This window comes from Marinobacter denitrificans, from assembly GCF_008795955.1.
Lineage (GTDB): Bacteria > Pseudomonadota > Gammaproteobacteria > Pseudomonadales > Oleiphilaceae > Marinobacter > Marinobacter denitrificans.
Genome location: NZ_VMHN01000002.1, coordinates 648235 through 672942, shown reverse-complemented (window position 1 = coordinate 672942; position 24708 = coordinate 648235). Strand labels below are relative to the sequence as shown.

Genomic DNA, 24708 nt, shown 5'->3' with positions numbered 1-24708 from the left:
TTGGTCTTTCTCAAACCCGAATGAGTTGAGTGGAGTTAGTATGCGTCTGTGGACGATACCTGAGTAGTAGGGTAAATTTAGACGCAGCGTCTACATAGATGGACTTTGCCCATGCTCAAACTCAACAATCTCCCCTTTTTTGTGGCAGCTGTAGAACAAGGTGGGTTTGCGGCTGCAGCACGGGTGCTGGGGCTGCCCAAGTCAACCATTAGTAAACGGGTTGCAGAGCTGGAAGAAGAGCTGTCGGTGCGGCTGATTCACCGCACTTCCCGAAGTTTCAGGCTTACCGACCTTGGCCAGGAATTCTTTGACCGAGCTCGCGCGGTGTTGATCGAAGCAGAGGCGGCGGAGCAGATTGTGCGCAGTCGGCAGTCAGAGCCTAGCGGAATTGTGCGTGTAACGTCCTCAGTTCCTACGGCACAGATTTACCTTGCCCCCCTACTCCCCGACCTCGCGTTACTTTACCCGCGCTTGAATTTGCAGCTAGAGGTGAGTGATCGTTTTGTGGATGTGGTTCAAGAGGGTTTCGACATAGCGGTGCGCAGCCACTTTCAGCCTTTACCGGATTCAGACCTGGTGCAAAGAACGGTATTAACTGAACCGATGATACTGGTTGCAGCGCCGGGATACCTGCGAGACAAGCCTGCGTTACTGCAGCCGGAGGATTTGGCACACCACGACGGTTTGCTGACCGGCCCCGGCAAGAGTGTCTGGCAACTGCACAGGCAAAACGGTGGGCACTGTGAAGTTTCCCCAATTCCGCGGATGGTGGCTAATGAGTCGCAAGTGCTCATTAACGCTGCCATGGCCGGCCTGGGTGTAACATGCCTGCCAGCCGGCATGTGTCAGGATGCCCTTCTGAATAACCAACTGGTTCAAGTACTGCCAGAATGGAATGGCGGCATGGTGACTACTACGCTGTTAATGCCGCATCGTCGCGGTCAACTGCCCGGCGTTCGGGCGGCTGTGGAATTCATCATCAAATGCATGAGTGTAAAAAACCAATAATTCACCTCCCCAACTTACTTCTCGCAACTAGTGAACAACCCGCACAACCCGAAGCTGACTCGTCAAAACAGTACATCCGGCGTGGTGTATGAAAACTGAAATTTGTCAGCATGTCACAAACGCCGAGGCTCATCCGTCTACTTCAATAGAACCAACTATGGGACCAAACCATGTATTCCTACATAACCAGAGCATTTCAATTTGGAGTAGTATCTATGAGTATCATGCTGAGCAGCGCACAAGCCGGTGGGGTGAAGACCGATATCGTCAATCCGCCCGGCTTGTATAACCCTGCCCCCTACGGCTATAGCCACGCAGTTGTGGCCAGCGGAGGAAGCCGGGTTGCGTACATTGCTGGTCAGGGTGGTGAAAACGGGAACGGCGTATTGTCAGAGTCTTTCGCGGATCAGGTGGCACAGGCCTATAGCAATCTTCAAACCGTACTGAAGGAGCTGGAGGCAAAGCCGCATCAGGTCACGCGCATCAATACATATGTGGTGAATTATGACCCCTCTTTACTGGATGTCATGACCCGCCATGTAAAAGACACCTTTGGTGATGCGCTGCCGGCGCAAACGCTTGTCCCGGTCCCGCGCCTGGCACTGGATGGCATGTTGTTTGAAGTCGACGCGACGGTCGTTCTCGACTAATCGGACCAGGAGCCTGAACCCCTGGGGCAGCGCTTCAGCACTCCGGGGTCTCACTCGTAACTTGCCGCCCAACTGGCACGGCCGAGCCCAACAGCCAAGGTGACGTCCGTTTCCGGAATCAAGGATAGCTCCCCGAGTTCCCTCGTATCGTAGTGAAATACGCACAAACGGGACGCAAATTCAGCAAATGGCAGCGATGCCTCTCCATGGCGTTCACCATTATCCGCTGTGGAGCAATTGATGCCCTGGCCCCAATCCTGGCCGCTATCGTTGTTGGGGTTGAAGAAATAGATACGCATATTCCCATCACGATCCAGATTGGCGCGGATAATGGTTATGGCGTGGCGTCCAACCAGGCGCCCTCCACTGTCAGTGACTGCAATGCCGGCTGGTTGCGGATGAATAACGGGTATATTGCCGTTGTAATAAGGATGATAAGAGGCATAAAAATGGCGGATAAACCCTTCATAATCGTGAATTTTTCCGGTTTCCCGACTGATCACACTGAGAAATCCGTGCCCCACCCACCAGCCATACATTTCCGGATTGATCCAGCGATGCAGGTCGTCATCCCGAACCCCGCATAATCGCCCCATCTCCCCGTAAATGCGGTCAAGGTGAGGTGTCAGAATCAAGGAAACCGGGTCCACATCGATGGGAGGTTCTTTGGCCAGGCCGGCCTCCAGATACTGAGAGGTAATCTGTTGGCCCTCGAACCGCATGATGACGTCGTCATCACGGGCGGCCCAGGCTACGAGTTGCAATAGAAAATCGGCGTCGTTGAACGACCACATGGACAGGCCGATGACCGACTGACAAGTCGGGTTGTTGCCCTGGCCAACGCCCAACGGCTGCCCCAGTAGACTCAGTACACCGGCCAGCAAATACACCCGCGGCGGATGCGCATCACCAAATACCGCGCTCAGTCTGTCAGCCGCAGCCTGGCAAAGTTTCAGTTCAAGTTGCCGCCACAGGCCTGCCGCTACGGGTGGCGTGAAAAGGGAGCCGCGCTCGAGAAACATAGCCAGGCCATAGACCGCCTGGCAGGTTTCCGGATGAACAACCTGGTCAATCAGTTCGAGCACGATCTGACGATAGCACTGAAGAACATCATTCCCGGTGATGCTCAGGCCCAGAGCCAGTGGGATCAGGTCGTCTCGGTGCCCGCGCAGGTGCCGTAACAACAAAGGATGGTACGGAGAAACCATACCTGTCTCATGCATTGCAATGGCAAAACCCTGAGCCTCTTCGAATAACGCAGGTTCGTCCATGGTGGCGAGCCGCTCGGCATAGACAGCAAAGCCGGGATCATCGCGGCAGCCTGTCGCAGGGCCAAACAAAGCGCTGACAAGACGTGCAGCTTTGTCCATGCCAGAGGTTTCAATCTCCGGGTCAAACAGGCATTTTGCAATCTGGCTGACCATCAGCTTGATGCTTTCAGTTTGGATCGGGCGCTGAGCCAGCAGGCGGCGTACTTCATCCACCAGGCTGTCGAGGATACTCTCGTAGCCCAACCTGTTAAGCAGAAACTGGTACAGCGAATTAACGATGTGCCCCAGCCCCTGCGGTCGCTCCCTGTCGGCTTCGCTCATCTGGCCGGACAACAGGTCGAGGTTGAGGGCTGTCACCTGGGTCAGAAAGTTTCTGGCTTGTTCAGCTGAAATTCCGGGATGGCGATAGTCGCCCATGGCCACTGCAAGCAAGCGAAGCTCACTCAGGGCTTCGATGACCGTATAGGGTGGCGCTCCCTGGCGTAGTGTTCGAACGGCCAGTGCGGGTCGGAGAATAACGGGTTGGTTCCAGTCACTGTTGGCAAATACGCCTTTGGCTTCCATCGCCGGTACCCGGGCGTAAAGCGCGTCCAGTCCGTCGGTAGTTTCCATCACAATAAGCGCTGCTTCCAGTACCTCTGTATTGGGCGCCAGGGGGTTGCTCTGGTGTGTAAGCGAGAGCTGTTCCAGAGCCTCGTCAAATTTGTGAACTGAAGCGTTGGTGTCTGGAGCAGAGCCGGGAATAGCCACAACATCTTCCTTGCTTAATTTATAAGCCATTTGAAATCGTCCATTGAGCAACGATGCTCTTATGGCGTTTCGGAAGCAAACTATTCCCGGACTTTCGTTTCAATTTGTAACCGGGCCTACTATATTGGTGTTGATGATCGGGATTCACTGATCCCTTTAAGCGATGCTGCTTAAAGACTCATTTTACCCGGTGCGCTCCACTTATCGGCGCAGTTTGTCTGGGTTAACCAGCAAGGAGAACACCGAATGTCGATGACGTCAGAAAAGCAATTGCCAACAGAGGTAGCTGCCTGGCTCGACCCGGAGATGGATTCTGTCAAAGGGACAGAGACTCCGAAGGATCCGAACAAAGGTTACATCGCCCTACTCGGCTGGAGTGTCAACGCGATCAAGGCTGCCCAGAAGTTTGACCGCCGCTACATCGTGGTTGCTCCGGAATGGGCCGCGGATTTCTGTACGGCAAACAAGATACCGTTTATCCCGTGGGATTTTATCCGCCTGAACGACCGGTCCCTTGAGATTGCAGAAAAGCTGAAAGCGGAAGGTGTTGATGTCGCCATCCCGCTCTTTGAAGAAACGGTGGAGTGGTCCGGCGCGATCAACTCTGTTCTGCTTAACAACCCTCGCATGTATGGCCAGTCCATTCTGTTTCGTGACAAGGCACTGATGAAACGGCGCGCGCAGCTTGGCGGCATCCGCGTCGGTATCTTCGAGGAGGCGCACGAGAAGGAAGACATCGTGCGCTTTATGAAACGCGTCAATCAGACGCTGCTCAAGCTTGATGGCGACCCGGATGACCCGATTCACGTCAAAGCCTTCGACAAGGCCGGCTGCCTGGGCCACAGGATGATCCGCAAGATAGAAGAAATCGACACCATTCCGGCGGAGGAATATCCGTTGTTGATGGAAAGCCACCTGGACGGCTGGGAGTTTGCGGTTGAGGCCTGGATCCACGACGGCAAAATCAAGTTCCTCAATATTTCCGAGTACGTAACCTTGGGCTACTCGGTATTTGTCCCTGCAACGGCGCAACTCGAGAGCTGGCGTAACGCGATTACCAAGCAAATCGAGCTATTGATCAAAACGTTCGACATCCAGTTCGGTCTGATTCACCCCGAGTACTTTGTGACTGCAGATGGCGAAATGTACTTTGGTGAAGTCGCTTACCGTCCGCCCGGCTTCAAGGCTTTTGAGTTGATCGAGCGGGCTTATGGTTTCAATGCCTACCAGGCTTCAATGTTGGTGTTCGATCCTAAAAGCACCAAGGAAGAAGTGGATAACTTTTTCCCCCGCGAGGTGGTCGACGCGAAAGGCTATGCCGGTTGCTTTGGCGTGTATCCGCGCCGCCGAGTGGTCAGCAGGCTCGAAATGCCCAAGGAAACCATTGAGCATCCCTATTTCGAGTACCACGAACTACATGAGCCGACGGAAGAGACAGTCCCTGACCGGTCGGCTTTTGGAACTCATTGGGGCCTTGTGTTCTTCTTTGGCGACGACCCGATCAAGATGCGGGATCTGCTGAAAGCACAGGAAGACCTGGACTTCTACGTCTAGAGGCCAGCCAAAACCATAGAGTTATTGCAGCTCTTGCCTTCCATGATTCCGGTTATCCAGGACTCCGGAATCATGGAAGGTCTCATGGCCTGTCTTCGCTCATGCCCTTTTTTTCAGCCGCTCCATCCCCACAGTCCCTGCTATAGGTATCACCAGACCCAAACGCGCCTTTCCATCGGCTTGATACGGAGGATTGATGCAAAGAACCATCACCAGCCTGTCGTCACTCATCCTGAGCATTATCCTGCTCATTATGGGCAACGCCTTCCTGATGACCCTGCTCGGCCTCAGGCTCAGTATTGAAGAATTCAGCGCCAGCGTTATCGGCTGGATTCTGGCGTTCTATTCCATCGGTTTTGTCGCGGGCACCCTCTACGCCGGGCGAATTATCGAAAAAGTCGGTCATATCCGGGCGTTTGCTGTGTTTTCCGCGGTTCTCGCTGCTTCGATACTGATCTACCCCATGGCTGTCGAAGCCATTTTATGGGGCTTTTTACGGGCGCTGGGCGGTTTTGCGATGGCAGGCCTGATGATTGTCATGGAGAGCTGGTTCAGCAGTAAGGCCGATAACAGGAACCGGGCCAGCCTGTTTGCGATCTATCAGGTTATCTTCTTCCTCTCTACCGCGGGGGGGCAGGTATTGATTCGGGTGGCAGACCCGGCGGGCTTTATTCCATTCTCCCTGGCAACGATACTGGTTGTTCTGGCGTTAACTCCGCTGTCGATGACCAGCCGGGCGTCACCGGTTATTACACAAGGTGACCGGCTGTCGCTGACCAGGCTCTACCATAAGTCGCCGGTGGGCACTCTTGGCGCGCTGATCGCGGGGCTGTTGATCAGCGCTTTCTATGCCATGGGCCCAGTGTACGCTGACCGGATTGGCCTTGATCTGGGGCAGCTCTCCAACTTCATGGCGTCGGCCATTGTGGCAGCCATGCTACTGGCCTGGCCTATTGGTCGCTTATGCGATCACTTCGACCGTTACCGGGTGATGCTGGTCGCAGCTACCGTTGCCGCCCTGTGCAGTCTGGTCGCTGCCTTCATCGGCAACCTCAACATGATTGCGCTGGTCCTTTTCGTAGGGCTGTATATGGGCATCAGTGCTGCCATCTATCCCATCGCGGTTGCCATTACCAACGACCTTATGGAATCCCACCAGGTAACCGCCGCCAGTACCGCCCTGCTTCTCAGCTACGGGATAGGCAGCATCATTGGTCCACTGATCAGCGCCCTGTTCATGGACATGCTGGGGCCCCGCGGACTTTTCCTCAGCAACACGATTATATTGGGCGGGCTGATCGTATTTATTGCGTTAGCATCGAAGCGCCGCCATCCGCCGGTGGAGCAACAGGAGCAGTACTACACCACCACCCCGGAAGCAGCCCTGGGTGTCTCAGAGCTCGACCCCCGAAATGCCGGGTTTGAGGAACAAGAGAATATGGAGAATGCGGAGAATGGGGAAGAGCCCGAAAACAGGGCCTGATCTGTGCTCCCCTGATTCCAACAATCTGTATCTGTTCTGAAACGGCTGGGCAAATAGAATTTCATGATGCACCCGAGGTGAATCATGAAATTCTACACAGCCCTGATAGTCACGCTTAAAAGATATCTGGACAACCACAAAACCCGCAGTCGGCTGAAGAAGCGCCTGACAGGCATGCCGGCGAGGGAACTGGATCGATTAGCCCGGGACGTCGGGCTGTCCAGAGCCGAGCTGCTACGCGAGGCTCACAGCCCGTTCTGGAAGAAGTGTCGTTCGGCCTGAGCCTCGCCTCTGGATTCAGTCCCGCCAGAAAGGTTTGTGCGCTTCCTCTGCCAGACTGCCGGCGGGCACCCCTATGTCTTTTTCAATCAGCTGGGTGTCCATTTCATAGAGCGAGTTTCTGAGGCGGTAACGTCTGCACCACCGTTCGAAATAAACTTTCAACAGGTCATACAGACGCTTGGGCGCCCTGGGTTGTAAGCGCTGATGGTTAATGGCCTGTGAGGGGTGAAACGCCTGGTTCATAGCGGTTGGTTTCATTTTTTGTCTTCCTATAAATATGAACGATGACTACAATGAAACCATTCTCGGCCCCTTATTTATGGCCGTCCATGGACATTATATGAACCTGGTGTTCGTAAAATATGAACATAAAACTGGATAGGCTGAAGTCCTTTCTTCTGGTCGCAGAAGAGTCCAATCTGACCCGGGCGGCGGCACGCCGTCATTCCACGCCTTCAGCGGTCAGTGAGCATCTGCGCCAACTTGAGGATGAGTTCCAGGTACTTTTATTCGAACGCAGCAAGCAAGGAATGGCCCTGACCGCAGCAGGGGAACGCCTGCTCATGCCGGTTCGCCAGGTGTTCACCGCCGTAGAGGATGTCCGGAATACCGCACTTTCCCTGCGCTCATCGCCGCGGGCAACCCTCCGGCTCGGGCTGAACTCTCCCCCTGAATATCTTCGGATGGATGAGGTACTACACCTAAAGACGGCCGCCCTGCCTCACCTGACTCTTGAAATGCGAACGCGGTCGTCGACCCAGATCATTGAAGAGGTGCTCTCTGAAGAGTTGGACCTGGGCTACGTGTACGGAAAATGGAACGATCCGCGGCTCAGGATCGTGGCCCTGACACCGGTATGCGTTTCCGTGGTCGGGCCCGCCGACGCAGGTATCGACACCTTGCCTGAAGATTTTGAGGCACGCCGGCGCCTGCCATGGGTATGGCCAAATCGCGATTGCCCGTTCTTTGACTTTATGACCGACCTGCTTGGCCCACAGGCAAATCTCTCAGAAGCTGCCACAAGCTCCGATGACGAGTATTCCACGGTGGTTATGGTGAAATCCGGTATGGGGTTCGGCCTTGTTGAGCGGGAGTTTGCATTGCAGTCGCAGCAAAGGGGCGGAATTCATCTGTTTGACGAGCCGGTGTTGAGCACTGATCTCAACCTGGTGTGCGGCGTACGCAGTTATGAGCGAGCCGAACTGCGGGCAATGTTTGATCTGATTGTCAGCGAATGGCAGTCGTAGCGGGTTTTTCACGCCCGGGTGAATTTATTGATGGAGCTTATTTCCTCGCCGTTCCAGATGAACTCGAAATGAGCGCTCTGGATCACGCTGCGAACGTGCCTCGGCGTGAATAACCCCCAGCATGTTGCTCCGGGTTTCCTGACGGAATGATACTGCAACCCATCAGAACCTGCCTGATAGAGTTTACGCCCAAAAACCCTGGATGCGGCGTAACTGGCGGTGTCGTAGATGGGGTCATCAAAGGAAATGGTTGTGGCATCGTGGAGTTCGGTCTGCCCTACTCTGCATTTCAGTCCCCGGAAAACGAAACGGTCGTAGTCCAGACCGTGGACGCCCCGCCAGTACTGCGACTGGTGATAGGCAACCTCAGCAATGGCTGTATCAATGCTGTCGCCCATATACAGAACACCGTACTGGCCATCGCTGAAACGGCTCCCTTCGGGGTTAACATGAGTAAACGCGCCAGTGGCATAGGAGCACCCTGGTATTCCAAAAGGTATGTCTTCTCTCCGCACCAGGTTGAGATTGCCCAACTCCGTCTGCAACCGGGGGTTAGTCATTGCCTGGAGTTCATAAAGGGCCTCGAACTCATCCTCATCAGCAACATCATCAAAAAGGCTGGTGGGTGGAAATTTCGAGTTGATCAGGCGATACCCGGTGAGGCTGTCCAGTTTGATGACGGGCGGCAAATCCCCACTCACCACAGACCCCCGCGCAACACATCGATACGTTTGAAGGTTTCATAGAGCGCTGAGAACTGGCCGGTGCTGATCACTTCCAGCGGGCTTTTGCCATTGAAATACGGATTCTCGTTTTTCAGGCCCATAAACCCATATACGTTCTTTGGATTCTCGAAAATCGTCCGCAGGCTCCCGTGAATATTTACCAGGTAGCTCAACCGCTCGATCTGATCGTGGGTCAGGTTAGCCTGTGCCGGATTCTTGCGGTACTTGTAGTACGCCGGGCGGGAGATTTGCAGAATTTTCTGGACCTGCTCCGGTGTGCAGCCCCAGCGGTCCAGAATCGTGAACACGGTTTTGAGGCCCACACCGGAGGCTCTGCTTTTCTCAACGGGTTCGAGCTTTTGCGCGCTGCTCATGATTGATACCACCGCCTTACGTTTATCTGGCTGTTCAACATAGTATCAGGATAAACAATTTGTGATTTATTGTCTACATGGATACAGCGCGTTGCAATCTCATTCCGCGTGCTTGTTGGCTAGCTCGGCCAGACTCTTGTGCTCACATTCTTTCTGAGAAATGAAAGCGTCTGAGGAGTCAATCAGAATGTTGTCATCACTCATAAAGCGACGTCCCAGCAGCGCCGGATAGGAAAATTTGCCGCGGTCGGTGAGGGAGAACTCGGTTTTGTGCGTGGTACCAGCAATGCAGAATTCCATATTGACCACGTAACGACGCTGGGATGGGGCGCCCTTGCGTTTGATTTTAACGGTACGTTCTACCGGTAAGCTGAATTCCAGAATCACCTCTTCCAGATCGGCTCCGTCGGCATCTTCCTGATCCTGGTGATCAGCCAGCGGCAACTGGAAACTCACCCATTCTTCGTCATCTTTCTCGAACGGTTCGACATTTACAGCATGCAGGGATGAAGTCTTGGCCCCTGTATCCAGACGGGCCTTCAGGCGCAGGCCTGTTTCTTCCAGTACCACCCACTCTACAAATCCAAGTGTTTCAGGGACGCTGTTTTCGTCATTGTGCGCATTGGCCAGTAGTACGGCGGGGCTAAGGAAAAACACGGCGGCGATAGACTTCATGGATCTCGTCAGCATCATATGTCCTCTGTGGCAAAGTGTTTGAGCTCGGGGAAAAATTGGAGAAAACGGTGCTCCAACTCATCGTCGTGCTCTTTTATTTCTTCAATAATTCCGTTGAACGCATTTGTGAACCGGATACGACCAGCCACTCGATCCAGAGCATAGCCAATATTCCCGAGATCCATATATGAGCGGAACCAGTCGTTTCGGACAATCTGCCGGGTGACCCGCTGCATGGGTTCGGGCATCAGTGATGAGTTGGCATCAAGCTCCCTGTATACCTGGTCAATAAAGGTATCAGACTCCACATGGCTGAAGAGTTTCCAGTTTCTTAACAGATAGTGATCGTAGAGAATATCCAGGGCAACGCCGGCAAAACGGCGGCGTTGGGCGGAGAAAAGTCGCTTACTGGCGATAACCTCCGGGTGACGATCAGTGAAGGCATCCACCGCACGATGATGGTACAGCCCTGTCCTGACCTGCACCGGAAGTTGTTCGGGAATCACGCCACGGGCGAAATCTCCCAACAGGCTTCCAACGCGGGCCTGCGGACTGTTCGGTGCAAGAAAGAGATGGGCAAGGTGATTCAAGCTGACTCCTGATCTTCCGACGGCAAACAGGCGCCTGCCGCCAGAAAACCAGATCCGGACTCAACTGGCTCAGAAGCTGAAGGTTACACCCAGCCCAAGGCCGTCAACGGTAGCGCCGTCCTTGTCATAGTAACGCATGTATTCCAGGTTGCCAGCCAGTTCCGGGGTGAGATCGACATTGACGCCGGCACCGTATGAGAAATCACTTTCGTCTTCGTTGGTGGTACCCAGAACGGACTGTGCTTCCAGTTCAACACGGGTAAAGCCGAAAACCAGATAGGGCGTGGCCGGCGATTCGTTGGCCAGGTTAAGGGTGGCGTAGCCCCCGAAAAAATTGTCCAGCGAGTATTCAACGCCATTATTACGATCGTCATCGACGCCAAAACCAGCACGGGCTTCAAGGCCGAAGAATGGCGAGACCAGGCCTCCCACCTTGGCAGAAAGCGCACCAACATCCACTTCGTCACGGCCGTTTTCAATGTCGATAAAGCTGTAGTTCAGGCCTGCGTAAAGGCCGTCGCCACCGGATTTGTACATATCTGCATTCGCAGCCTGTGAAACTGTCAGCGCCGAAACCGAGGCAAGGCCCAACACCAGTACAATTGGTTTTCTCATGCTCAATACTCCTTTTGGTTTTACAAGCAAACCCAATAACGGACGTTGCATCACGCTGACGATAAACGCCAGCCAGCAGATCCGGATTTACCTGGAATTTACGGTGATTTAATAAACCTGTAAGGGCCTGACAGTTCGGGGGTTCTGCCTTGCGCAAGCGCTAGGCCGCCTGTATTCTGTCGCGATCTCTTTGTTCAGCCGGCTTGAGCATCTTTTGAGAAACCTGAACCCCGTCATCTTCATTATGAGCGTCATGTTTATACTTTTGAGTATATTCATGGTGTTGCCCGTGCTTCTTCTGGCAACTTCTAGTGCGCCGAATGCCATGGCATTCGTGGAGTCTGCCTCGATCTGCTTTGGCGTGGGTCTGCTGGGGCTACTGGCCACTTACCGCCAGGCAAGAGACCTGAAGCCCCGCTTCATGTTTGTGCTTACCGTCTCCAGCTGGTTCATCATCGCCCTGCTCTCTTCCCTCCCGTTCTACCTCAGCGACCTTGGCCTCACCCTTGGAGAAGCCTTTTTTGAAGGCACTTCCGGTATTACGACCACCGGGGCCACCGTGCTCACCGGCCTGGATACCATGGATCAGGACCTGTTGCTCTGGCGCTCGGTGCTGCAATGGATTGGTGGAATTGGCATTATCGGTATGTTCGTTGCGGTACTGCCCTTCCTGCGCGTGGGCGGCATGCGCCTGTTTGCCACTGAATCGTCAGAATGGACAGACAAGGCGCTGCCGCGGATGAAAACGCTCAGCCGCGGCCTGTTGCTGGTCTACGTTGCATTTTCGATTATCGCGGTGACAACTTACTGGTTCTCCGGGATGACTCTGTTCGATGCTTTCAATCACGGCCTGACGAGCATTGCCACCGGCGGGTTCTCCACGTCAGACTCGTCCATGGGCAAGTTCGATTCCAACCTGATTCTGCTGGAAGCCACGTTTTTCATGATGATCGGAAGCATGCCCTTCTTCCTGTTCGTGAGGGAACTGCACGGGCAGCACGGTGTCCTGTTCCGGGATCAACAGGTTCGCCTCTTTGTCAGCATTTTGCTGGTGATCCCCGCGTTACTGACCCTGTACCGCTGGTATGTGTCGCCGGGCGAATTCGATCTCGTCAACGGGTATGTTTCCACGCTTTTCAATGTCACTTCGGTAGTGACTACTACCGGATATGCGTCGGAAGATTATTCGGCCTGGGGGCCACTGGCATTCGTGCTGTTCTTCTTCCTGATGTTTGTTGGCGGGTGCTCCGGCTCGACTGCGGGGGGGATGAAAATTTTCCGCTTCCAGCTTTCGCTGATTGTGTTGCGGGAACAACTGATGCGTCTGTTGCACCCAAGAGCGGTATTTACCCGGAACTATAACGGCCGCGCGGTGAGTGATGAAATCATTTCCTCGATGATTGCCTATACCTTTATCTTCCTGTTGTGCCTGCTGATCATAACGATTGCATTGGCGGCGCTGCAGCTTGATTTCATAACCAGCCTCTCCGGAGCCCTGACTGTGCTCACGAATGTGGGGCCCGCCCTCGGCGGTACCATTGGCCCCGCCGGCACATTTGCGCCGCTGCCTGAAACGGCTAAATGGATTCTGTCGGTAGGTATGCTGATGGGCCGCCTGGAAATCCTCAGCGTAGTGATTGTTCTGTCACCGGCGTTCTGGCGCAGCTGATACCTATTTCAGCCACAGCACGGCTGGATTTTCCAGCGGTAGATTCAAGCGGTCATCCTTTACCCGCAAACGAGGGGTGTAGTGCCCTTCCGGCCGCGCCGGCACCGTGCACTCATACAGGTAACTGTGAGCCGAGCCGGCGAGAGGATGTTTCATCGGCATCTCAACGACGGTTCGCGGCCCCCAGTCAGAGGCCTCGGCCACCAGTTCCATGGCGATGCGCGATTCCTCAATACCATCCAGGTAGGCTTCTGCAGTGTAGGTCTGGTTGCCACCGGTTTCACTGACATTAATAGCGCTGAACCGCAGCCTTGGCCAGTGCCTGTTGATCTCCTGGTGCTCGGTAACCATGGCCGCCAGGGTTGCGGGGTTTCGTTGTTTTCCTTGTTTGACCATCGGCAAATAAAACCCCTCAACATACTCGCGAACCATCCGGTTGGCGGAATAGACAGCCGTTAACTGGTCCATGCTGGCGCGTATCCGTTGCAGCCAGTCTCGCGGAATTCCTTGCTCGTCGACATTGTAGAACGCGGGAATGACGTCGCGTTCCAGCAAGTCATAGAGTTCACGTGCATCTGAAAGGTCGTGATCGTTCGAGTTGCAGAGTTCTTCGAACGTCGCACCAGGACGAATGGCCCAGCCAACATCCTGGTTCCACGCCTCGGCCCACCAGCCGTCATACTGGGAAAGATTCAGGCCGCCGTTGACCAGCACTTTCATACCGCTGGTACCACAGGCTTCCCACGGATGCTGGGGGCAGTTCAGCCATACGTCCACACCCTGGATCAACTGGCTTGCAACACCAAGATCATAGTCTTCAATAAATACCACCTTCCCCTCCACATCCGGGCGTCGGGAAAACGTCTTCCATTGACGGATCATGTCCTTACCGGGCCGGTCATAGGGGTGGGCTTTGCCGGCCAGAACAATCTGCACTGGCGTGTCCCGGCTGCCCAGCAATCTCAGCAGTCGTTGCTGCTCTTTCAGTAACAGACCCGGCCGCTTGTATTCGGTAAATCGTCTGGCGAAGCCCAGGGTAAGGGTTTCGTTGTCCAGTAGCATTCCGCAGGCGGAGGCGTGGTTGTTGCCGGGGTTTTGCTCGCAATGCTGGCCGACCAGGCGACGTCGCAAGTAGCGGATCAGCCGTGTTCGCTGCAATCGGCGCATTTCCCAGAGCTCTTCGTCCGACACGTCGTTCATTGGACATGCCATCCGTAAGGGGCGGCGCCACCGGTCCGCGCCGCACGCTCGTGTCCACACGGCATCGGCTTCCGGGGAATCCCAGCTTGGAGTGTGAACTCCATTGGTGACGAATTCCGCAGGAATGTCTTCGGTCGGCCAGCGTGGGAAAAGCGGTTGAAAAATGGTTTGCGAGACTTTCTGATGAATGCGGCTGACGCCGTTGATCCGGCCGCTCATATTCAACGCCAGATAAGCCATGTTCAGATTCTGGCCATCCTTCTCTGCTGGGGCTACCGCGTGCTCACTACCCAGCCCTATCAGTTCTTCTACGGTAAGGTCCCTGGTTTCGAGCCAGGGGCTCAAATAGAGACGAAGGAGAGACCCGGAAAAGTGGTCAAAGCCGGAAGCAACCGAGGTGTGCGTGGTTAACAGGTTGGTCGCCCTGGTCGCCATCCGGGCGGTCTGGAAGTCAGTCTTCTGGTGTTCCTGCCAGCTGAATGCTCGCTCAATAAGGGCCAGAGCACAGTGGCCCTCGTTGAGATGACAAAGCGTCGGCTGAATGTCCAGTTGCCTTAGCAATCGCCAGCCGCCAATCCCAAGCACCATTTCCTGTTGCAGGCGCTTTTCAGGATCACCGGTGTATAGCTCACTGGTTATGCCCCGGTCTCCGGGTTCGTTGCGCGGGTCGTTGCTGTCCAGCAGTAACAATCGACAACGCCCCACCTGAGCTTGCCAGGCTCTCAATAGAACGGGGCGGCCCGGGAACGGAACAACTACCCTCACCCACTGGCCATCATCGTCCCTGAGGGGAGAAACGGGAAGCATGGTGGGGTCATTGTAGGGATAGAACTCCAGCTGTTCGCCCTCGGTACTGATGGCCTGCCGGAAATACCCCTGTTGATAAAGCAAACCGACTGCCGTTACCGGTACGCCGAGATCACTGGCCGCTTTGAGATAATCACCCGCGAGGACGCCAAGGCCGCCGCTATACAGTGGAAGGGACTCGCAAAGACCGTACTCCATACAGAAATAGGCAATGCCTTCGCCCAGGTCACCCGGGCAATCGTCGGAATACCACGTACTGGCATTGACGAACTCGTGGTAGGCGGAAACCTGCTCTGCGTAGCGTTTCTGGAAATCCCGGTCACTGGCCAGTTCCTGCAGCCTGTCATCCGAAACGCTGTTCAGTACCAGCCACGCATTCCGCGTGGTTTCCCAGGTTTCTTCGTCGAGCGTGCGCCACAGTTCGTCACTGCCATGGTGCCATGTCCACCGGAGATCCAGAGCAAGCGTAAACAACTCACTCACGGATTCCGGCATAAACCGCGGCGTATAGGCTGCCAGGGGCACAGTCAGAGTCCGGTCAGGTCTGCGATGACATTAACGCGCGGTGTAACCGCCATCAATGACAAGCTCGCTGCCGGTCACAAACTTGGACTCGTCCGAGGCCAGGTAGACCACCCCCCAGGCAATATCATCGGGTTCTCCCATATGACCGACAGGATGCAGCGCGTCCGTGGCTTTTCTCGCTTCCTCGGGGTCAAGCCCTGTGGTTTTCAGGTGCGCTTCAACCAGTGGTGTCCAGATAAATCCGGGATGAATGGAGTTGGAGCGAATGTTTTCCGTGGCGTACAACAGAGCATCGGTTTTGGACATCAGCCGCACAGCGCCCTTGGAGGCGTGGTACGGAGGAATGTCCGGTGCGCTGATGAGCCCATAGATGGATGACAGGTTGATAATGCTACCGACACCGGCCTTTCTCATATGGGGAATGGCGTGTTTGATGCAGAAAAAAACGCCTTTGACGTTCACATTCTGTACAACATCCCACTCTTCCTCAGTGAGTTCGTGAGTGGGTTTATTGGGGCCAGCGATTCCCGCGTTGTTGACCATCACGGTGAGGCTGCCGAAAGCCTCGGCAACCTCGTCCAGAACCTGTTTGACCTCCGCTTCCTTGCTGACGTCGCAATGCCAGTAGCCTGCTTTGAACCCGCGATCCGTCAGTTGTTCGGCCAGGGCCTTGCCATCCTGATCATTGCAATCGAGAATAGCGATGGCCGCGCCTTCTTCTGCCATCCGGGTTGCAGCTGCTGCTCCGATGCCGACCGAGCCGCCGGTTATAACGGCAACCTTACCTTTTAATCTATCCATGGAAGTCTTCCCTGAAGTGTCAGTAGGCTTGCCGGCGAACAGGAAAATAGTTCATCGGCCTATGGTGTTTTGTCAGCCATTGAATGAGTGAGGAGATGGTAAAACTATCGTTATCGACCCCCTCGAAATCGACTCCCAAACCATTGGCAGACTTGCGAACAACATGGGCGGTGAGCCGGCGAAACTGCTTTTCCTGCTTGTGAGGAAAGCGAAATTCAAGTTCCAGGGTCTGGTTGAGCTGGACGTCTGTGTAGTCTGTGGCAATAAATAGGCCCCGCTTTGATGCATCCCGGATCTGGCCGGTTGCCACGGGCATTCCACGTTTATAAACCAGCAGGCCAAGCTTACCCTGTATGCGTTTGCTGAGTCTGTGTTCCATGTTCCCCCCCTATGACTCACAAAGAACGCCAATTGTTTAAACTACCTGTTATTTATAGCGGAGTATTGCTTACACCTTTTTGATGTTGATCAATAATCGAACAGCCATCACGGTAGACGTCCATGACGCTTTACTGTTTCAGCAATCCTGTTTGACAGATCGTTCCTGCAAAGATTCCAGTCCAGTTGCCATACCCAGTTGTTCACCACGGTTCCGGGGGTGTTGAATCTGGCCTCTGTGCCGAGCCCCATAAAGTCCTGCAGCGGCACAATAGCCAGGGAGCACACCGACCGGAAGGCGGCATCGATGATTGGCCAGGGCATGCCGTCTCCTGTGGCACCCAGGTAATCGTTAACGTAGCGCCTGGTAGGCTCATCCAGGCTCTGGTACCAGCCAAGCGTGGTGTCATTGTCGTGGGTCCCTGTGTACACAAGATCCCGGGGATTGTGGTTATGCAACAGATGGGGGTTGTTGGGGCTTCCATCAAACCCGAACTGCATTACCGTCATACCGGGCAGCCGGAACCGTTTTCGCAACACTTCCACATCGTCGCTGATGACCCCAAGGTTCTCGGCAACCAGCGGTAAATCGGGAAACCGCGTAAAACAGGCTTCGAGAAAGTGGTCCCCCGGGCCGGCAACCCAACCACCGAATCGTGGTTCCGGTGTCTTTGCCGGGATTTCCCAGTAGGCCTGGAGGCCACGGAAGTGATCAATACGAATCAGGTCGAACAGGTGGCGCTGGCTTTCGAGCCTCTCCAACCACCACTGGTAGCCATCCCGGGCCATAGCCTGCCAGTCGTAAAGCGGGTTCCCCCAATGCTGGCCTTCCGGCGAAAAATAATCCGGCGGAACTCCGGCAATCACCGTTGGCTCGCCCCGTTCATCAAGCTTGAACAGGTGCCGGTTGGCCCAGACATCGGCACTGTCGTGGGCCACGAAAATGGGTATGTCGCCAAACAGCAAGGTGCCCTTCCCCCTCGCATAGTCCCGCAGAGCCTGCCACTGGTGATAGAACAGGAACTGCTCGAAACCGATCCTGTCCAGGCGGGGCTGGTGCTGCTCAATGAAGCTTCGCAAGGCTGTGGCATCGCGGTCTCGAAGGGGTGGCGGCCAATGAAGCCAGCCTGGTGACACCTGGACTTCGCGAATACCACAGAACAGACAGAATTCATCCAGCCAGTAACCGTTGATGTCACGAAAGTGTTGGTAACCGGCAAGATCCAGCCCGCTTAGCCCTTTACCTTCATTGCGGAAGAAGCGCCGGGCGGCCAGGGTCAGCAACTGATGGCGCGTATCGGCATCCGGTTGTGTCAGCTCCACCTCTGCAAGCAGCCCATCCTCAACAAGTTCTGACAGGTCAATCAGGTGTGGGTTGCCAGCGTGGGCGCTGAGGGACTGGTACGGCGAGAGGTCCGGATGTGTTGGCCCGATAGGGAGCGTCTGCCACACACTCAGCCCGCTGTCGGCAAGAAAATCGACGAAGGTACGTGCACTCGCTCCCAGAACACCCCAGGGTCCGGGTATGCATGTCGGATGCAGCAAGACTCCAGCGCGGCGCATACTGAACAGATCGCTGGCGCTGCTCGAAGTCATACTGCGGTATCCGCTTCATGCCCGGGCCGCATGGCGCCACCCCTGGCTGGCTCACCACTGCCCTGACTTAGCTGCTGGAACACAGACGGCGGTGCCGGATAACCGATCATTTCATAAAGATTCACCAGATGCCTGCGATACAGGTGCTCGAAATCGCTGACAATCTGGGCCGGATTGTAATCCCCGAACCACCAGAACCAGTCGGAGCCCTCACAGATGGCCAGTTGCTTTCTTGCGGATTCTTTCTGCTCCGCATTAAGGCTACCGTTGTCCATTGCCCGGTCGTAGTGGATTTTCGCTTCACACAGCAGGTCCCAGGCACGGTTTTTATCCGGGTCGCCAATCCATGTGGAAAAGGTGCCGTAAATCCAGCTTCCGGCGACCAGGTGGGGTAAAGGGATCGGGTCGGTGACCGGGTGTGCGACGAGATCGCTGTAGGTCGTTAGCTTCAGGGTTGGGTGTTTCGCGAGTACCCGGTAAAGTTCGTTTAGAAAGTGATACCCATTCTCAGGGTAGTATTCCCAGGCGTTCTCGCCATCCATAATGATGGAAATTACCTGGCAAGGCCCGTGTTTGGCATGCTTCGCGATGTTCTCCATATGGTGAACCAGATCGCCAACTGCATCTTCGGCATGCCAGTCTGCATAGGTGAAACCAATAAGATCAGACAGGCCGTCGTCCCGAAAGAAGACGTTAATGGCAGCATCACCAAAGGTGAACGGCTGATGAATGCCGTAATCCGGCAGGTCCGGGTTCTCTTCCCGCGCCCGGTGCAGGCTGTTGTGAATGACCGAATCTCCGCTGGCGGTCCACTGGAAACCTTCGCTATCCAGCAATGCCAGTGTGGCCTGGCTCAGTCCTCCTTCAGAAGCCCAGCAACCGGAAGGCCCGACGCCAAAGAAACGCTGGAAAACGGCTTTCGCCTGTTGCAGTTGCCAGCCCGCTCGGTCGCTTCCGCCAGGATAGTTGCTGTGCACGGGCAAGGTAATGTCCGGCATCGCTTCCCGGGCAGATTCCAGCTCCAGCAGCAACGGCAGCATGGCGTGTGTATAAGGGCTTACAGAGAGCTCTACCTGGCCCTTTCCGGCCAGATGCCGGTATCTTGGCCCGATACCGGACAACACCTCGTAAATTACATCCAGCAGGGCTCGGCGATCATCCATCGTGAACTGGTGGCCTTTCTCCTGAAGGCTCTGAATACAGAGGTTTTCACGGCGAATGGTTTCACCCATCCAGCCAAGGTGATACCAGACCAGCAGATCTGAGAGGAACCGGCTGGATATGTACCTCTGCAATTCCGGCTTTTTCCGATAGATATCAGCCAGTTCGGCAAGTCTTTTAAAGGCCGGATAGCGGCCGATGATTCGGTCCGAGTTGGCGCGGAGGCATTTTTCCACCAGGCCCAGGAAGGCCGGCGTGCCGGGTGCTGGCAGTTGATCCGTCACCAGGGCAGCCAGCAGTGGGTCACCGATCTCCCCGGCGCCATGGCGCCATCGTTCAATCTGGACCAGATAGATTTCGATCTGCTCCAGCAGAACCGGCGCAAAATTGACCACGGCCCTTGCCTCGGGCTCCTGTTCCAGGTGCGCTGCCATATCGCTGTAGTCCTTGATGGTGTGGAGGTACACCCAGGGAAACAGGAATTGTCCGTTGCGCAGATCTTGATAGGACGGCTGGTGCATGTGCCAGCAAAGCACGACGGGGGTTTTGTCAGAGGCCATGGGGATAATCCTGGCCGAGCATCTCGGGCGTGATCAGCACAATACCTTTTGGGGAAACATGAAACCGCTTTCGGTCTTCCGCCTCATCAAAGCCGATGCGCGAACCCTCCGGAATACGGCAACCGCGATCAATCAGGGCATTGCGTATGTAGCAGTGGCGGCCAATATCTACGTCCGGATAGATGACCGAATCTGATATATTGCTGTAAGAGTGAACTCTAACCTGTGAAAATAAAAGGGAATGTTTAACCACTGCACCTGAGACAATACAGCCGCCCGCAATCATGGAATCCACCGCCATCCCCCGACGGTTCTCGTCGTCAAATATAAACTTGGCCGGAGGCAACTGTTCCTGGTAGGTCCATATCGGCCAGTGAGAGTCGTAGAGATTCAGTTCAGGGCTGATACCTATCAGCTCCAAATTGGCTTGCCAGAGGGCATCGATGGTGCCGACGTCCCGCCAGTAAGCAGGCTTTTTCTGGACCGGATCCTGGAACGGAAAAGCCACTACCCGCAGGCGTTTGATGACGGAAGGGATGATATCCTTGCCGAAATCATGGGAGGTGCCCCCTTCCATCTGGTGATCACGCATCAGCTCATCGAACAGCACCTGGGTGCTGAACACATAGATTCCCATGGAAGCCAGCGCTTTATCGGGATGGCCGGGCATTGGCCTGGGTTGATCCGGTTTTTCAACAAACTCGGTAATCCTGAATTCCTCGTCCACCGACATCACGCCGAAAGCCGTGGCCTCTTCGAGCGGGACCTCAATGCAGCCAACGGTGATATCCGCGTCATTCTCGACATGAGCCGCCAACATGGTGCCATAGTCCATCTTGTAGATGTGGTCACCAGCGAGAATCAGAACATACTCCGGCATATGACTACGGATGATGTCGAGGTTCTGGAGGACTGCATCTGCAGTGCCCTCGTACCAGGAGGTTTCGATGCGCTGCTGGGCTGGTAACAGCTCGACAAATTCGTCCAGCTCACCCCGAAGAAATCCCCAGCCTCGCTGTATGTGCCGGATCAGGGAGTGGGATTTGTACTGGGTGATCACCCCTACCTGACCGATACCCGAATTGATGCAGTTGGAGAGTGGAAAATCAATGATCCGGAACTTGCCGCCAAAGGGCACCGCTGGTTTGGCGCGCCATTTGGTGAGGTCGTGAAGTCGGGAGCCTCGCCCTCCTGCAAGTACCAGTGCTAATGTCTGACGAGTAAGACGACTGACGAAACGCTTGGCGGTGTGCATAGCTGCTTCCCTGAAGAAACTCAGTCCCTGTGGGCGGTTGCTTAACCGAGGGTTTGCCACGTTTTTGACGCTTGTAACTATATTAGAACACTATCACGGAATTATGACGTAAACTTGTTCTGGGTCATTTTTCAAACAGGCCCGGTAACGTCCAATGAAAGCCAACCTGGTCAGGGAAAGCAAGGTCTATGGACAGCCCAACGCTCAGCGAATTCGACCTCCATCTTTTTTCCGAAGGGCGGCATTGGCACATCTATAACGTTCTGGGCGCTCATGTATGCAGAACCCGGAATACCGAAGGTGTCCGCTTTGCCGTTTGGGCGCCCCACGCCCGATCGGTGAGCGTGGTCGGCGATTTCAATCATTGGGATTCAGAAGCCCACCCGATGAGCCTGCACGACAGCACGGGCGTCTGGTCCTGTTTTATCCCGGGCATCGGTACTGGAACGCTCTACAAGTTCTCGATCACCACCGAGACAGGCAACCAGGTTTTGAAAACCGACCCCTACGGACAGGCTTTCGAAATGAGGCCTGCTACTGCAGCTGTAGTAACCGAACGCGGCCATTTTTCCTGGAGCGATGGTGACTGGCTTACCAGGCGTAGCCAATGGAACTGGCAGGATTCCCCCCTCTCAATATACGAGGTTCACGTTGCGTCCTGGCGTCATCACGGCTCCGGCCGATGGCTGACTTATCGTGAGCTTGCCGACCAGCTGATTCCCTATGTGCTGGAACTGGGCTTCACCCATATCGAATTGCTGCCGGTTACTGAACATCCGCTGGATGAATCCTGGGGCTACCAGACCACAGGCTACTACGCGCCCACGAGTCGCTTCGGCACACCGGATGACATGCGCTATCTGGTTGACCAGTGTCACCGGAACAACATTGGCGTGATTCTGGACTGGGTTCCCGGCCACTTCCCCACCGATGAACACGCCCTCGCCATGTTTGATGGCAGCGCATTGTACGAACATGAAGACCCACGCCAGGGCCGCCACCAGGACTGGGGCACGCTGATCTACAACTACGGGCGCCACGAGGTCCGGAACTTTCTGATCGGCAGCGCTCTGTTCTGGCTCGACGCTTTCCACATAGACGGCTTGCGAGTGGATGCCGTGGCTTCCATGCTTTATCTCAACTATTCCCGCAAGGAAGGTGAATGGTTGCCCAATGTTCATGGAGGTCATGAGAATCTTGAAGCCATCGATTTTCTGAGAGAGCTGAACCGCGCCTGCCAGAGCCGGTTTCCGGGCGCCCTGGTATGCGCCGAAGAGTCCACCTCCTGGCCGCGGGTTACCCGTCCAGCGGAGATTGGGGGCCTTGGTTTTAATCTGAAATGGAACATGGGCTGGATGCACGACACTCTGGATTACCTTCAACAGGACCCCGTGTACCGCCAGTATCATCATGACAAGCTGACCTTTGGCCTGCTTTACGCCTTCACAGAAAACTTCCTGCTCCCTCTGTCACACGATGAGGTTGTGCATGGCAAGGGCAGCCTGATCAATAAAATGACCGGGGACGAGTGGCAGCAGCGCGCCTCTTTACGCGTGCTGTTTACCTATATGTACGGATACCCCGGGGCCAAGCTGGTGTTCATGGGCGGTGAATTTGGCCAACGCAGGGAATGGAGCGAAGCCAGGGAGCTTGACTGGTCGTTACTGGCCTACCCGGAGCATCAGGGCATCAAGCGTCTGGTGCAGGACCTGAATAGCCTATACCGGCAGGAGGTATCATTACACGGTGCCAGCTTCCGGCCTGAGGGATTTGAATGGATTGACTGCCATGACTCACCCCAGTCTGTGGTCAGCTTTCTGCGCACGGCACAAGGCGAAACGTCGGTAATGGTCGTCAATTTCACGCCGATGCCACGGCACCATTACCGGATCGGGCTGCCTCAGGGGGGCACCTGGCGGGAGATTTTCAATTCAGATTCCGAGTATTACGGGGGTAGCAACCTGGGCAACCCCTACCCGATGCCGGCCGACGAAAAGCCCTGGATGAACCGGAACTGGTCGCTGGAACTCACCCTGCCACCGCTGGGGGCGATTATTCTGAGGCCAGCGTTATGATTCGTGTTCTGTTTGCCACCAGTGAAGTCTACCCACTGGTGAAAACCGGCGGTCTCGCGGATGTGTCTGCCAGCCTGCCAGAGGCTCTGTGCAGGCTGGACTATGATGTCCATATTCTCCTGCCTGGCTATCCTGCGGCGGTCAAGGCTGCGAGAGAGGCAGGTTCCCGCAGGAAAACCCGCTTCCGGATAGGACAATATGAGGTCAGCCTGTGGCAGACCCGGCTTCCGGGAACGGCGGTCACGCTCTGGCTGGTAGACTGCCCGCCCCTGTTCGAGCGCCCCGGCAATCCCTATCAGAATGATAAGGGCCAGGACTGGTGGGATAACGCCCATCGGTTTGAGCTGTTCGGCAGAGTCGGTGCCATGATGGCTGTAGGCGAAGCCGGGCTGAACTGGCGCCCGGATCTGGTGCACTGCAACGACTGGCAGACCGGGCTCCTCCCGGTCTTTCTCGAGCACTACCCCCATCGGCCTGGCACGGTCTTCACCATTCACAACCTTGCTTACCAGGGCCTTTTCTCCCATGAAACCTTTCGGGCCCTGGGGTTGCCGGATTCACTCTGGCGGTTGGAGCAGTTGGAGTTTTACGGCCAGTTGTCTTTTATTAAAGGCGGACTTGTTTTCAGTGATCGCATTACCACTGTCAGCCCCGAATATGCGAGAGAAATTCAGACACCGGAATTTGGTCATGGTCTTGATGGCGTCCTCCGGCACCGGGCAAACCGTTTGACTGGCATTCTCAATGGGATTGATGCCCGTGTCTGGAACCCGGAGCAAGACCCTGAGCTGGCTTTCCACTACGGCCGCGATCACCTTAAAAACAAAACCCAGTGTCAGGCTCAGTTGCAGCAGGAACTCGGCCTCGAGGTCAACGGTGGTCCGCTGCTGGGATTTATCGGCCGCCTGGTGGAACAGAAGGGGGTGGATTGGCTGATAGCCGTGATGCCCGGGTTACTGGATCGCGGTTGCCAGTTTGTACTGCTCGGTTCTGGTGAGGCGCGGTATGAAGAGCCACTGAAAAAGCTGGCGCGGCAATGGCCCGGCCGGATGTCCCTGACACTGGGTTACGATGAGGGGCTGTCCCATCGTATCACTGCCGGATGCGATATTTTCCTGATGCCTTCGCGGTTCGAGCCTTGCGGGTTGAACCAGATGTACAGCCTCCGCTATGGCACCATTCCGGTTGTACACGCGGTTGGTGGGCTGTCCGATACCGTGAACGACCCTGATGAGGCCGGCATTGGGAAGGCTAACGGTTTCCGGTTTATCAGGGGGGATGAGCAGACACTGCTGGCAACGATAGATCGGGCACTGGCGTATTTCCGGGTTCGGAAATCGTGGCGCCGGCTTCAGGAAAACGGCATGGCAGAGGACTATTCGTGGAAGCAACGGGCTCGAAGTTACGGCAACCTCTATCAGAGCATTCTCAAAGAGCGTGACATCTAACGGCTGGAC

At 55.4% G+C, this 24708-nt stretch carries 22 protein-coding genes; 9 read left to right on the top strand and 13 right to left on the bottom strand.

Annotated elements, in window-relative coordinates:
• The first annotated feature begins 111 nt into the window (after positions 1-111).
• Positions 112-1008 carry a LysR substrate-binding domain-containing protein gene (locus FO268_RS11005; protein ID WP_150992868.1) on the top strand — a complete coding sequence of 299 codons (897 nt, stop codon included), beginning with the start codon at positions 112-114 and terminating at the stop codon, positions 1006-1008.
• Positions 1009-1223: 215 nt separating this feature from the next.
• Positions 1224-1658, top strand: a complete 435-nt coding sequence (locus FO268_RS11000) for a RidA family protein (protein WP_150992866.1) — start codon at positions 1224-1226, stop codon at positions 1656-1658.
• A 50-nt stretch (positions 1659-1708) separates the two neighbouring features.
• Here the strand turns inward: FO268_RS11000 and FO268_RS10995 are convergent, their stop codons facing one another.
• Positions 1709-3709, bottom strand: a complete 2001-nt coding sequence (locus tag FO268_RS10995; RefSeq protein ID WP_150992864.1) for a hypothetical protein — start codon at positions 3707-3709, stop codon at positions 1709-1711.
• Positions 3710-3925: 216 nt separating this feature from the next.
• Here FO268_RS10995 and FO268_RS10990 point away from each other — a divergent pair, with 216 nt between their 5' ends.
• The 3 genes from FO268_RS10990 (at position 3926) to FO268_RS10980 (ending at position 6998) form a co-directional block, all read left to right on the top strand.
• Positions 3926-5233 carry an ATP-grasp domain-containing protein gene (locus FO268_RS10990; RefSeq protein ID WP_150992862.1) on the top strand — a complete coding sequence of 436 codons (1308 nt, stop codon included), beginning with the start codon at positions 3926-3928 and terminating at the stop codon, positions 5231-5233.
• A 196-nt stretch (positions 5234-5429) separates the two neighbouring features.
• Positions 5430-6716, top strand: a complete 1287-nt coding sequence (locus FO268_RS10985) for an MFS transporter (protein WP_150992860.1) — start codon at positions 5430-5432, stop codon at positions 6714-6716.
• 84 nt (positions 6717-6800) lie between these two features.
• Positions 6801-6998: a DUF1127 domain-containing protein gene (locus FO268_RS10980; protein ID WP_150992858.1), complete on the top strand. Its 198-nt coding sequence runs from the start codon at positions 6801-6803 to the stop codon at positions 6996-6998.
• 15 nt (positions 6999-7013) lie between these two features.
• Here FO268_RS10980 and FO268_RS10975 read toward each other — a convergent pair whose 3' ends face one another.
• On the bottom strand, positions 7014-7256 hold the full coding sequence (locus FO268_RS10975) for a DUF1127 domain-containing protein (protein ID WP_150992856.1): 243 nt from the start codon (positions 7254-7256) through the stop codon (positions 7014-7016).
• A gap of 104 nt (positions 7257-7360) precedes the next feature.
• Between FO268_RS10975 and FO268_RS10970 the strand changes: the two genes are divergently transcribed.
• A complete protein-coding gene (locus FO268_RS10970; RefSeq protein ID WP_150992854.1) occupies positions 7361-8245 on the top strand; it encodes a LysR family transcriptional regulator in 885 nt (294 codons plus the stop codon).
• 8 nt (positions 8246-8253) lie between these two features.
• Here FO268_RS10970 and FO268_RS10965 read toward each other — a convergent pair whose 3' ends face one another.
• The 5 genes from FO268_RS10965 to FO268_RS10945 form a co-directional block, all read right to left on the bottom strand.
• On the bottom strand, positions 8254-8946 hold the full coding sequence (locus FO268_RS10965) for an RES family NAD+ phosphorylase (RefSeq protein ID WP_150992852.1): 693 nt from the start codon (positions 8944-8946) through the stop codon (positions 8254-8256).
• The gene (locus tag FO268_RS10960) at positions 8943-9344 is read right to left on the bottom strand and encodes an antitoxin Xre-like helix-turn-helix domain-containing protein (RefSeq protein WP_150992850.1); all 402 of its coding nucleotides are present in this window, start codon (positions 9342-9344) and stop codon (positions 8943-8945) included. The genes FO268_RS10965 and FO268_RS10960 overlap by 4 nt, the downstream gene beginning before the upstream one ends.
• Positions 9345-9443: 99 nt before the next feature.
• Complete coding sequence (locus FO268_RS10955; RefSeq protein WP_225316659.1) at positions 9444-10034, bottom strand: ATP-dependent zinc protease family protein; 591 nt, start codon at positions 10032-10034, stop codon at positions 9444-9446.
• Complete coding sequence (locus tag FO268_RS10950; RefSeq protein ID WP_150992848.1) at positions 10034-10609, bottom strand: acyl carrier protein phosphodiesterase; 576 nt, start codon at positions 10607-10609, stop codon at positions 10034-10036. Before FO268_RS10950 ends, FO268_RS10955 begins: the two co-directional genes overlap by 1 nt.
• Before the next feature lie 69 nt (positions 10610-10678).
• The gene (locus FO268_RS10945) at positions 10679-11224 is read right to left on the bottom strand and encodes a porin family protein (RefSeq protein WP_150992846.1); all 546 of its coding nucleotides are present in this window, start codon (positions 11222-11224) and stop codon (positions 10679-10681) included.
• Positions 11225-11477: 253 nt separating this feature from the next.
• On the opposite strand from FO268_RS10945, the gene FO268_RS10940 reads away from it, so the two are divergent.
• Positions 11478-12893: a TrkH family potassium uptake protein gene (locus FO268_RS10940; RefSeq protein ID WP_150992844.1), complete on the top strand. Its 1416-nt coding sequence runs from the start codon at positions 11478-11480 to the stop codon at positions 12891-12893.
• A 3-nt stretch (positions 12894-12896) separates the two neighbouring features.
• On the opposite strand, the gene glgP is transcribed toward FO268_RS10940, so the two are convergent.
• The 6 genes from glgP to glgC all read right to left on the bottom strand — a co-directional run bounded on the left by glgP (position 12897) and on the right by glgC (position 21176).
• Positions 12897-15425 carry an alpha-glucan family phosphorylase gene (gene glgP, locus FO268_RS10935; protein WP_150992842.1) on the bottom strand — a complete coding sequence of 843 codons (2529 nt, stop codon included), beginning with the start codon at positions 15423-15425 and terminating at the stop codon, positions 12897-12899.
• 30 nt (positions 15426-15455) lie between these two features.
• Entirely contained in the window at positions 15456-16226 is a 771-nt protein-coding gene (locus FO268_RS10930) for an SDR family NAD(P)-dependent oxidoreductase (protein ID WP_150992840.1), read from the bottom strand.
• 19 nt (positions 16227-16245) lie between these two features.
• Positions 16246-16605, bottom strand: a complete 360-nt coding sequence (locus tag FO268_RS10925; RefSeq protein WP_150992838.1) for a PilZ domain-containing protein — start codon at positions 16603-16605, stop codon at positions 16246-16248.
• A 107-nt stretch (positions 16606-16712) separates the two neighbouring features.
• A complete protein-coding gene (gene malQ, locus FO268_RS10920; RefSeq protein ID WP_150992836.1) occupies positions 16713-18200 on the bottom strand; it encodes a 4-alpha-glucanotransferase in 1488 nt (495 codons plus the stop codon).
• Positions 18197-19921, bottom strand: coding sequence for a glycoside hydrolase family 57 protein (locus FO268_RS10915; protein WP_150992834.1), 1725 nt, complete (start codon positions 19919-19921; stop codon positions 18197-18199). Before FO268_RS10915 ends, malQ begins: the two co-directional genes overlap by 4 nt.
• Entirely contained in the window at positions 19911-21176 is a 1266-nt protein-coding gene (gene glgC, locus FO268_RS10910) for a glucose-1-phosphate adenylyltransferase (protein WP_150992832.1), read from the bottom strand. The genes FO268_RS10915 and glgC overlap by 11 nt, the downstream gene beginning before the upstream one ends.
• A gap of 188 nt (positions 21177-21364) precedes the next feature.
• On the opposite strand from glgC, the gene glgB reads away from it, so the two are divergent.
• Complete coding sequence (gene glgB / locus FO268_RS10905) at positions 21365-23251, top strand: 1,4-alpha-glucan branching protein GlgB (protein ID WP_150992830.1); 1887 nt, start codon at positions 21365-21367, stop codon at positions 23249-23251.
• Entirely contained in the window at positions 23248-24699 is a 1452-nt protein-coding gene (glgA, locus tag FO268_RS10900) for a glycogen synthase GlgA (RefSeq protein WP_150992828.1), read from the top strand. Before glgB ends, glgA begins: the two co-directional genes overlap by 4 nt.
• The last annotated feature ends 9 nt before the right edge of the window (positions 24700-24708 follow it).

Bases quoted from the DNA above. Each gene is read 5' to 3' on its own strand.
- FO268_RS11005 (WP_150992868.1), top strand. From the start codon at position 112: ATGCTCAAACTCAACAATCTCCCCTTTTTTGTGGCAGCTGTAGAACAA.
- FO268_RS11000 (WP_150992866.1), top strand. From the start codon at position 1,224: ATGAGTATCATGCTGAGCAGCGCACAAGCCGGTGGGGTGAAGACCGAT.
- FO268_RS10995 (WP_150992864.1), bottom strand. From the start codon at position 3,709: ATGGCTTATAAATTAAGCAAGGAAGATGTTGTGGCTATTCCCGGCTCT.
- FO268_RS10990 (WP_150992862.1), top strand. From the start codon at position 3,926: ATGTCGATGACGTCAGAAAAGCAATTGCCAACAGAGGTAGCTGCCTGG.
- FO268_RS10985 (WP_150992860.1), top strand. From the start codon at position 5,430: ATGCAAAGAACCATCACCAGCCTGTCGTCACTCATCCTGAGCATTATC.
- FO268_RS10980 (WP_150992858.1), top strand. From the start codon at position 6,801: ATGAAATTCTACACAGCCCTGATAGTCACGCTTAAAAGATATCTGGAC.
- FO268_RS10975 (WP_150992856.1), bottom strand. From the start codon at position 7,256: ATGAAACCAACCGCTATGAACCAGGCGTTTCACCCCTCACAGGCCATT.
- FO268_RS10970 (WP_150992854.1), top strand. From the start codon at position 7,361: ATGAACATAAAACTGGATAGGCTGAAGTCCTTTCTTCTGGTCGCAGAA.
- FO268_RS10960 (WP_150992850.1), bottom strand. From the start codon at position 9,344: ATGAGCAGCGCGCAAAAGCTCGAACCCGTTGAGAAAAGCAGAGCCTCC.
- FO268_RS10955 (WP_225316659.1), bottom strand. From the start codon at position 10,034: ATGCTGACGAGATCCATGAAGTCTATCGCCGCCGTGTTTTTCCTTAGC.
- FO268_RS10945 (WP_150992846.1), bottom strand. From the start codon at position 11,224: ATGAGAAAACCAATTGTACTGGTGTTGGGCCTTGCCTCGGTTTCGGCG.
- FO268_RS10940 (WP_150992844.1), top strand. From the start codon at position 11,478: ATGTTTATACTTTTGAGTATATTCATGGTGTTGCCCGTGCTTCTTCTG.
- FO268_RS10930 (WP_150992840.1), bottom strand. From the start codon at position 16,226: ATGGATAGATTAAAAGGTAAGGTTGCCGTTATAACCGGCGGCTCGGTC.
- FO268_RS10925 (WP_150992838.1), bottom strand. From the start codon at position 16,605: ATGGAACACAGACTCAGCAAACGCATACAGGGTAAGCTTGGCCTGCTG.
- malQ (WP_150992836.1), bottom strand. From the start codon at position 18,200: ATGACTTCGAGCAGCGCCAGCGATCTGTTCAGTATGCGCCGCGCTGGA.
- FO268_RS10915 (WP_150992834.1), bottom strand. From the start codon at position 19,921: ATGGCCTCTGACAAAACCCCCGTCGTGCTTTGCTGGCACATGCACCAG.
- glgC (WP_150992832.1), bottom strand. From the start codon at position 21,176: ATGCACACCGCCAAGCGTTTCGTCAGTCGTCTTACTCGTCAGACATTA.
- glgB (WP_150992830.1), top strand. From the start codon at position 21,365: ATGGACAGCCCAACGCTCAGCGAATTCGACCTCCATCTTTTTTCCGAA.
- glgA (WP_150992828.1), top strand. From the start codon at position 23,248: ATGATTCGTGTTCTGTTTGCCACCAGTGAAGTCTACCCACTGGTGAAA.